7 protein-coding genes are annotated in these 8847 nt (G+C 62.7%); 2 read left to right on the plus strand and 5 right to left on the minus strand.

What is annotated here, in order from left to right; all coding sequences use genetic code 11:
- Positions 1–14: 14 nt before the first annotated feature.
- Positions 15–2669 carry an MGH1-like glycoside hydrolase domain-containing protein gene (locus CDA63_RS19365; protein WP_088466107.1) on the plus strand — a complete coding sequence of 885 codons (2655 nt, stop codon included), beginning with the start codon at positions 15–17 and terminating at the stop codon, positions 2667–2669.
- A gap of 69 nt (positions 2670–2738) precedes the next feature.
- Here CDA63_RS19365 and CDA63_RS19370 read toward each other — a convergent pair whose 3' ends face one another.
- The 4 genes from CDA63_RS19370 to CDA63_RS19385 all read right to left on the minus strand — a co-directional run bounded on the left by CDA63_RS19370 (position 2739) and on the right by CDA63_RS19385 (position 7270).
- On the minus strand, positions 2739–3188 hold the full coding sequence (locus CDA63_RS19370) for an ankyrin repeat domain-containing protein (RefSeq protein WP_088466108.1): 450 nt from the start codon (positions 3186–3188) through the stop codon (positions 2739–2741).
- Positions 3189–3313: 125 nt separating this feature from the next.
- Positions 3314–4360, minus strand: a complete 1047-nt coding sequence (locus tag CDA63_RS19375) for a bile acid:sodium symporter family protein (RefSeq protein WP_088466109.1) — start codon at positions 4358–4360, stop codon at positions 3314–3316.
- A gap of 142 nt (positions 4361–4502) precedes the next feature.
- Positions 4503–5567 (minus strand): LLM class flavin-dependent oxidoreductase, encoded by a 1065-nt coding sequence (locus tag CDA63_RS19380; protein WP_088466110.1) that lies wholly within the window; start codon positions 5565–5567, stop codon positions 4503–4505.
- A 122-nt stretch (positions 5568–5689) separates the two neighbouring features.
- On the minus strand, positions 5690–7270 hold the full coding sequence (locus CDA63_RS19385; RefSeq protein ID WP_242434754.1) for an MDR family MFS transporter: 1581 nt from the start codon (positions 7268–7270) through the stop codon (positions 5690–5692).
- A 262-nt stretch (positions 7271–7532) separates the two neighbouring features.
- On the opposite strand from CDA63_RS19385, the gene CDA63_RS19390 reads away from it, so the two are divergent.
- On the plus strand, positions 7533–8303 hold the full coding sequence (locus tag CDA63_RS19390; protein WP_088466111.1) for a sulfite exporter TauE/SafE family protein: 771 nt from the start codon (positions 7533–7535) through the stop codon (positions 8301–8303).
- A gap of 150 nt (positions 8304–8453) precedes the next feature.
- Here CDA63_RS19390 and CDA63_RS21010 read toward each other — a convergent pair.
- A partial coding sequence (locus CDA63_RS21010; protein WP_088466112.1) for a hypothetical protein occupies positions 8454–8847 on the minus strand: 394 nt, incomplete at its 5' end.

Below are 8847 nucleotides of genomic sequence, written 5' to 3' on the forward strand. Positions count from 1 at the left end.
GCCCGATTCTTTTTATGACGCACGAACAACTGCGGCTGGCCGAAGCCAACGCCCTGACCACCCCCTGGAAGAAATTTGGCCCCTACCTGACTGAGCGGCAGTGGGGCACGGTCCGCGAAGACTACAGCGCCGATGGCCAGGCCTGGAGCTTCCTCACCCACGACATGGCCCGGAGCACCGCCTACCGCTGGGGCGAGGACGGCATTGGCGGCATCAGCGACGACGAGCAGCGCCTGTGCCTGGCCGTGGGCCTCTGGAACGGCCAGGATGAACTGCTCAAGGAGCGCCTGTTTGGCCTGACCAATCCCGAGGGCAACCACGGCGAGGACGTCAAGGAGCTGTATTACTACCTCGACAGCACGCCCACCCACTCCTACATGCGGATGCTTTATAAGTATCCGCAGGCCGAATTCCCATATCAGCAGCTGGTGCGCGAAAACGCCGCCCGCACCCGCCAGGAGCCCGAGTTCGAGCTGCTCGACACCGGCATCTTCAATGAGAGCCGCTACTTCGACGTGTTCGTGGAGTACGCCAAGGCGGGAGCCGATGACATTCTGCTGCGCATTACGGCCCACAACCGTGGGCCCGAGGCAGCCGAGCTGCATTTGCTGCCTCACCTTTGGTTTCGCAATACCTGGAGCTGGGGCTACCCCGGCCAGGAAACCCGGCCGGTGCTGGCCGCCAACGGCCCCGGGGCCGTGCTGGTGGATCACCCAAGCCTAGGCCGCTACCATTTCTACTGCGACCAGCCCGAGGCCGAGCTGCTGTTCTGCGACAACGACACCAACGCGTACCGTACCGGCAGTACTGCCAGCTACCACAACCCCAGCCGCTACTTCAAGGACGGCATCAACGACTACGTAGTCGAGGGCGACATCACGGCCGTGAACCCCGCCCGCCGGGGTACCAAAATGGCCGTGCACTGCCACCTGCCCAGCATACCGGCCGGCGAGTCGGTGACCGTGCAGGTGCGTTTGAGCCAGCAGGCCCAGGACGCGCCGTTTGGCAACTTCGAGGCCTTATTTGATACCCGGCAGCGGGAGGGCGACGAGTTTTACGAGTGCGTGCAGGAAGATATTCCCGAAAGCGCCGATGCCCGCAACGTGCAACGCCAGGCCTTCGCCGGCATGCTCTGGAGCAAGCAGTTTTACTATTACGATGTCACGCAGTGGCTCGACGGCGACCCCGCCTTGCCCCGCCCCACGGCCTCGCGCCGCCGCAAGGGCCGCAACCACAACTGGCGCCACCTGCACAACCACGACATCATCTCGATGCCCGATACCTGGGAGTACCCCTGGTACGCGGCCTGGGATTTGGCTTTCCACTGCATTCCGCTGGCGATGGTAGATGCCGAGTTCGCCAAAAACCAGCTTCGGCTGCTCTGCCGCGACTGGTACATGCACCCCAACGGGCAGCTGCCGGCCTACGAGTGGCACCTGTCCGACGTGAACCCGCCGGTACACGCCTGGGCAACCTGGCGGGTGTACCAGATGGACAAAAAGCTTAATGGCCACGGCGACCCGGCCTTCCTGGAGGCCGTGTTCCACAAGTTGTCCCTCAACTTTACGTGGTGGGTGAACCGTAAGGACAAGAGCGACCGGAACGTGTTCGAGGGTGGTTTCCTGGGCCTCGACAACATCGGCGTGTTCGACCGGAGCGCCCCGCTGCCCACCGGCGGCCACATCGAGCAGTCGGATGGCACGAGTTGGATGGCCATGTTCGCGCTCAACATGATGCGCATGGCCATGGAGCTGGCCCGCCACAACTCGGTGTACCAGGAAATGGCCGGCAAGTTCTTCGAGCACTTCCTCTACATCGCCGACGCCATGACCCGCGGCGGCGACGGCCAGTTCAACCTCTGGGACGAGGAAGACCAGTTCTATTACGACGTGCTGCACACCCCCGACGACGCCCGCACGATGCTCAAGGTGCGCTCCATCGTGGGCCTGATTCCGCTGTTTGCCGTCGAGGTGATTGATGAGGAGCTGCTCAATTCGCTGCCCGATTTCACGGAGCGGGCCCGCTGGCTGCTCGAAAACCGGCCCCACCTGGCCCAGCTCGTGGCCCGCTGGCGCGAAAAGGGCAAGAGTGCCCGCCACCTACTGAGCCTGCTGCGCCGCTCCCGCCTGCGCGCCCTGCTCAAGCGCATGCTCGACGAAAGCGAGTTCCTATCAGACTACGGCATCCGCTCCATGTCGCGCGACCACCTGGAAAACCCCTACGTGTTCAGCACCCCGGAAACCGATTTTACGGTGCAGTACGTGCCGGGCGAGGCCGAAAGCAGCATGTTCGGGGGCAACAGCAACTGGCGCGGACCTATCTGGTTTCCCATCAACTACCTTATCATCGAGTCGTTGCAGCGCTTCTATGCCTACTACGGCGACGCTTTCCAGATTGAATACCCGACCGGATCGGGCCAGATGCACACGCTCAACCAGATTGCCGAGGCTCTATCGGCCCGGCTCACGCGGCTGTTTCTGAAGGATGAAAACGGCCACCGCCCCGCCTTTAACGGCGACGAGCTGCTGCAAACCGACCCCCACTTCAAGGACCACCTGCTCTTCCACGAGTACTTCCACGGCGACACCGGCCGGGGCCTCGGCGCCAGCCACCAAACTGGCTGGACCGGCCTCGTGGTGCGGCTGTTACGCTACCAGGGCTACGAGTAGGGTGGAAGAAGAACGGCCGTAGCGCGAAGCGGGAGCTTCGCGCTACGGCCGTTCAAGCTTGTTTATGAGCTATAGCTTGCTCTTAATCAACTTAATGACGTCTTCGTTTTCGCCCTCTTTGGCGGCGGCCAGCATGTCTTTGCCGTCCTTGTCCCGGGCCTTGGGGTTGGCTCCGTTGGTGAGCAGGAACTGCACTACATCGAGGCTGCCGTTGGCGGCGGCGGCCATGAGTGGGGTCATCTGAAAGGAATCCGTCTTATCGATCTGCGCCTTGTTCTTGAGCAGGACCTTTACCACGTCGAGGTGGCCGTTGCCGGCCGCGATGACGAGGAAGGTAGTTGGGAAGCCGGGCATCATCTCGACGGGGGCGTTGGCGTCGGCTCCGGCCCCGAGTAAAGCGTCGACGTCGGCGGGCTTATCTTTTACGACGGCCGCGTACACCTTTTGGGTGGGCGTCTGGGCCCAAACCATGGAACTGCTTGCCAGAAATAGCGCAAATACAAGAAGAAGTTTTTTCATGCCGGGAAACAAGGGTGGGAGAGAGGCGAATCAGCCGGAAGATAGCAGGTTGGTGGATAAGTCCGGTATCTGGGTCTACCAAATCAGCTGACTGGAGCCGGTGTCTATCAGGTCAAAAGTCAATTTCACTCCATGGTTAAAGTCCCTGCCGCTACCGCCTGCCGCCCGAACCGTTGGGCCATGATGCTGGCCAGGATAATCTGGAGGGCGTGGTAGAGCATGAGCGGCAGCAGCAGCGCCCCGGTGGCGGCGGTGGCCGGAAACAGCAGGCTCGCCATTACGCTGCCATGTACCAACGACTTCTTGGAGCCGCAGAAAATGGCCGTCGTGCGGTCGGCCGCCGCGAAGCCCAGCAGCCGGCTGGCTCCCGCTACCAACCCAAATACCAGAAAATAGAGGCCCACCATGCCGGCCGCCAGCAGCGCCACGTTGGCCGGGGCATAGCTGCGAAATACGCCCTCGGCAAACGACTCACAGAAGGACGTAAAAACGATGCTCAGGATGATAACCTGGTCGAGGATGCGCAGGCGGCTCTTGTGGCGTTCAACCCAGGCCCCGAAGCGGGGGTTGAGCAGCATGCCCGCGGCCACCGGCAGCACCACCTGCCAGATCAGACTTAGAGCCAACCCACTCAGGTCGGAGCCTTCGGCGCCGGGCGGGTGCAGTACGGCCCGCACCCATAGCGGCGTGAGCACGATGCCGGCCAGCGAGCTGATACTGGCGTTGAAAATGGCCGCCGGCACGTTGCCCCGCCCCAGACTCACCATCACGACCGACGTGGAAACCGTGCTTGGCAGCGTGCAAAGAAAGAATATACTCTGCCACAACAACTGCCCCGACCCACTACCAAATAGCGGCCGGGCCGCCAGCGCCAGCAGCGGGAATAACACAAACGTGGTGCCCTGCACCACCAGATGCAGCCGCCAGTTGCGGGTGCCGGTGCGCAGTTTATCGAGGCTCAGCCGCAGACCGTAAAAGAAAAACACCAGCGCCACCCCGCCCGTCGTGACAACTTTCCAGGGAAGTGGACTGGCCTTGCTGCCCACTTCCGGCGCCAGATACGCCAGCCCTACCACGCCCACCAACGCGGGCAAAAACCAGTCGAGCAGGCCGGCGCGGCGCAACAGGGCCAACAGGCGGTTTTCGGTAGGTGAGGGCAGGGGAGTGGGCATGGAGGCAAAAGTAGCGGCTGTAAGGCGAAGTGCCACTTCGCCCCCGTTCGGCCTTAAACAGCTCTGCGAAAAGGCCGCCCCGACCCCAAATGGGAGCGAGGCGGCCTTACGGGACCGCGAAGCGGCTTTAAGAGTCCCGGATTTAAGCCAGTTGATCAACTAAAGGCGCCGCGGCACTTTGCCTTACGGAGGTCGGCAGGGCAAATGCATTGGCCAGTAGCTCGTAGGAGCGGAGCCGGTCTTCGTAGTCGTGGGTGATGGTGACGGCGACTACCTCGTTCACGCCATAACTGGCAGCCAGGCCCTCGATTTCGGCCTTCACCTTATCGGGAGTGCCGCTGATGATGCGCTGGTGGTGGTAGGCCAAGCGGGCCTGCAAATCGGGTGAGAGAGCCGCCACGTTCACAGTTTCGGCCGCCTCTATGGGTGTAAACTGGCCGGTTTCGAGCTTGAGCATCTGCAGGGCCAGGTTGTCGGCCAGCAGTTGGGCCCGGCCCGCCGTGTCGGCACAAACCACGAAAATGGCCACGTTGGCCTGGGGCGTGGCCAGCTCGGGCGAGGGCCGGAACCGTTCCCGGTACAGGTCTACCATGCGCGGGCCGCCGTTGGGGTTGATGAAATGGGCGAAACTGAAAGCCGCTCCCACGTGGGCCGCGAACAGGCCACTTTGCCCACTGGAGATGAGCAGCCACATTTCCGGCACCGTGTCGGCGAAGGGCGCGGCTTTCACCCGGGCGTGGGTGGAGTAGGCCACCGGCTCGTCGCGCAGATAGGCGCGCAGGTCCAGGAGTTGCTCCACGAAATCCTGGTCGTCGAACTGGTTGTGGGGGTTGAGGGCCTGGGCCGTGACGCGGTCGGTGCCCGGTGCGCGGCCGATGCCCAGGTCGATGCGGCCGGGGTAGAGGGTTTCGAGCAAGCGGAAGTTCTCAGCCACTTTCAGGGCTGAATAATGGGGCAGCATCACGCCGCCCGAACCCAACCGGATACGGCTGGTTTCGGCCCCCAGCCGGCCCAGCAGCACTTCCGGCGACGAGCCGGCCAGTGTGCGGGTGTTGTGATGCTCGCTCACCCAAAAACGGGTGTAGCCTAGGCGGTCGGCTAAGCGGGCCAGCTCCACGGTGTGCAGCAACGCCTCGCGGGGCGTGCGCCCAGCCGGCACCGGCGACTGGTCGAGGACGCTGAGTTGAATGTTATGATTAGTAGGCATTGGTAGAAGTCAACAAGTGAAACCCGGCTGAAAAGCCCGGTTATAGCAGTTAGAACAGTCAGTGGGAACAAGTAGTTTGCTGGCGGTTGCTTCGCTGTCCTACGGTTCGCGCTACGGCCATTCTACTTCACCTTTACCGGAGGCCCTTCCTTGTTGGTTTTGCGCAGCGGTAGTTCGGGCACGAACAGCGTCATCACAAACCCGCCCGCCACCAGCAGTAACGTGACCAGATACACCCGCGAAATAGCCCGCGAAAACGCCGCTTTCAGGGCCGGCGAGGCGGGTATGGGGGCCGAAACAACGGGCGCGCCTTCACCAACCGAGGCCGTGGCCGCCGTGGGAGCTGTGCCGCCGGTCGGACCAGCGGCAGGCAGGGCGGTGCTCAGGCCCAACGTGAGAATCGTACCCAGAATAGAGGCCGCAATGGCCCCGCCAATCTGGCGGAAGAACTGGCTGGCCGAGGTTGCCTGGCCGATGAGCTGGGGCTCGACGGCGTTCTGAATAGCCAACGTATAGAGCGGCATACTCGGCCCCAGGCCCACTCCGCAAATGAGCAGATACACCAACACCTGCCCGTAACTAACGGTAGCCGACATGGTAGCCAGCAGGCTAAGTCCCACCATCAGTACCACCAGCCCGGCCAGCATCCAACGCTTGTAGTGGCCGTAGCGCGACACCATCTGGCCGGCCAGCAACGACCCCGTCACTACGCCCATCGACAGCGGAATCAGGCTGACGCCGGCCCGGGTAGCGGTTTCGCCCAGCACGTTCACCATGAACAGGGGCTCAAAAATGATAAGGCCCAGAAACGCCCCGCCCAGCAGAAACAGCGCCGCGTTGGCCGTTCGGAACACCGGGTTTTTGAATAGGCTGAAAGCCAGAATCGGGTTGGGATGCTGCAAACTGCGGCGCACGAAAAGTGTGAGCAGCAACGCCGCCCCGCCCAGCAAACCCAGCGTGAGCGGGTGGGCCCAGCCATAGTCGTTCTTGTTGAGCTGCAAGCCAATAACCAGCTGCCCCAACCCAAGCACCAGCAGCAGCATCGAGAAGTAATCGAGGCGGCGGCGCTCAGTGCTGGGGCTCAGCGGGGGCATTTGGGTGAGGATGAACCACAGGGCCAGCGCGCCCAGCGGCAGGTTTACGTAGAACACCAGCCGCCAGCCCGCCACGCCCGGAATCAGGCCGGTGCCGTTATCGGTGAGAAACCCGCCCAAAAACGGACCCAGCACCGACGAGGTGCCAAACACCGCCCCCACAAAGCCTTGGTAGCGCCCCCGCTCGGCCGGCGGAAACAGGTCGGCAATAACGATGAAGGCCATGGCGAACAGGCCGGCCCCGCCCAATCCCTGCACGGCCCGGAATATAATCAACTGGGTCATGCCGTCGCCCAGCACGGGCAGGGTCCCGAACTCGCCGGCCAGTCCGCAGAGCATCGAGCCCAGCAGAAACACGCTCACGGCCACGATTTCGATGGTGCGCCGCGAGTACGTATCGGCCAGCTTGCCATAAATGGGCACCAGCGCCGTGCTGGCCACCAGGTAGGCCGTGGCCACCCAGGTAAAGCGCTCCAACCCGTGCAAATCGGCCACAATGCGCGGCAGCGCCGTGCTGACGATAGTTTGATCGAGGGCCCCCAGAAACATGGCCAGCAATACGCCGCCAAACGTGAGCATCTTCTGGCGATGGGTGAGTTCTTCCGTCATAAGCAAAGCTGTACGGCCGGCGCCGTGGGCGGTTGTTAGGAGCAGGAGAGGTTTGGGCAGGCAGACAGGCGGGCGAAACCATGGGCTGTCATGCTGAGCGAAGCGGAGCGCAGTCGAAGCATCTCTACTGCAATGCTAATCCTGCTCCCTGATATCATTGTAACGAAACGGTAAAGATGCTCCGCTGCGCTTCGCATGACCATTCTTTTCTTCTCGTTTACCTGAACATTCATTCCCACTCACCGCTTACCTTCGCGGGCCTATGCTGACTGCCACTACGATTGCCCTGCTATGCGGATTCGCCTTTTTAGCTGGCCTGATTGACGCCGTAGTGGGTGGCGGCGGGCTGATTCAGCTGCCGGCCATGCTGCTGCTGCTTAAGGGCACGCCGGTGCCCACCATTCTGGGTACGGGCAAGGTATCGTCGTTGCTCGGGACGCTGGCGGCGCTGCGGCGTTACGCGGGGCAGGTGCCGTTACGGTGGCGGGCGGTGGGCACGGCGGCGGCCGTAGCGGGCGTGTTTTCGTTTCTGGGGGCGCGGGTGGTCAGCCACTTGCCCCAGGAGTTGCTGCCGCCGCTGGTGCTGGGTTTGCTGGTGGCCATTGCGCTTTACACCTTCTGGCGCAAGGATTTCGGCAGTATTCATGCACCCCGGCTGCCAGCCAGCCGCGAGCCCTACTACGGCGCGGCCATGGGCGTAGTGCTGGGCTTCTACGATGGCTTTTTCGGCCCCGGCATGGGCTCGTTTCTGCTCTTTGCCTTCGTGGGCCTGTTCGGTTACGACTTCCTCTCGGCTTCGGCCTCGGCCAAGCTCGTGAATGCCGTGACCAACCTGGCGGCCCTAGCCTACTTCGCCTACACCGGCCAGATTCTGTGGGCCGCCGCCTTGCCCATGGCCGCCAGCAACGTCGTCGGCTCCACCATCGGGGCCCACCTGGCCCTGCGCCACGGCACGGGCTTCGTGCGCGTGCTGTTTCTGGTCGTCGTCAGCGCTTTTATTCTGAAGCTGGGGGTAGGGATGGTGAATTGGTGAGTTTGCGTATAAAAAGCCGTCATTCAGAGCGAAGCGAAGAATCTCGCGTGCTAATCGTTGGAATAATCCTCAACGACAGCACGCGAGATTCTTCGCTTTGCTCTGAATGACGGCCTATTAAATGACGTTCTTTTATGGGTTACTTCACCCCTAATAGCCCGGCAGGCCGGGAGCCGGGTTGCCTTGGATTCCCTGGGAGCTGGGTACGCCCATTTTCTCCTCGCGCTTGCGTTGGTACTTATCGAACTGGGCGGGGCTGAGGACGTCCTTGAGCTGGGCCAAGCGCGACTGGCCGATGTCGTCGATGACGCTGGCCATCTTGCGCACGTCCTGGCGGTAGGTCTGGCGGGCGGTTTCCACGTTGCGCACCCCCAACAGGTTAATCTGGCCCACCTTGGTCATTTGCTGGGGGTTGAGGCCCAGGGCCTTCTGCATATTGGCGGTGAGGGCCGTGGCCCGCTCGGCAATTTTTTCTTCGTTGAGTTCCGGTGCCGGGGCGGCCGGTGCCCCTGGGCGAGCGGGTTGCGGCCGGGGGCGGGCGGCG

It is taken from the genome of Hymenobacter amundsenii (assembly GCF_002204745.1).
Lineage (GTDB): Bacteria > Bacteroidota > Bacteroidia > Cytophagales > Hymenobacteraceae > Hymenobacter > Hymenobacter amundsenii.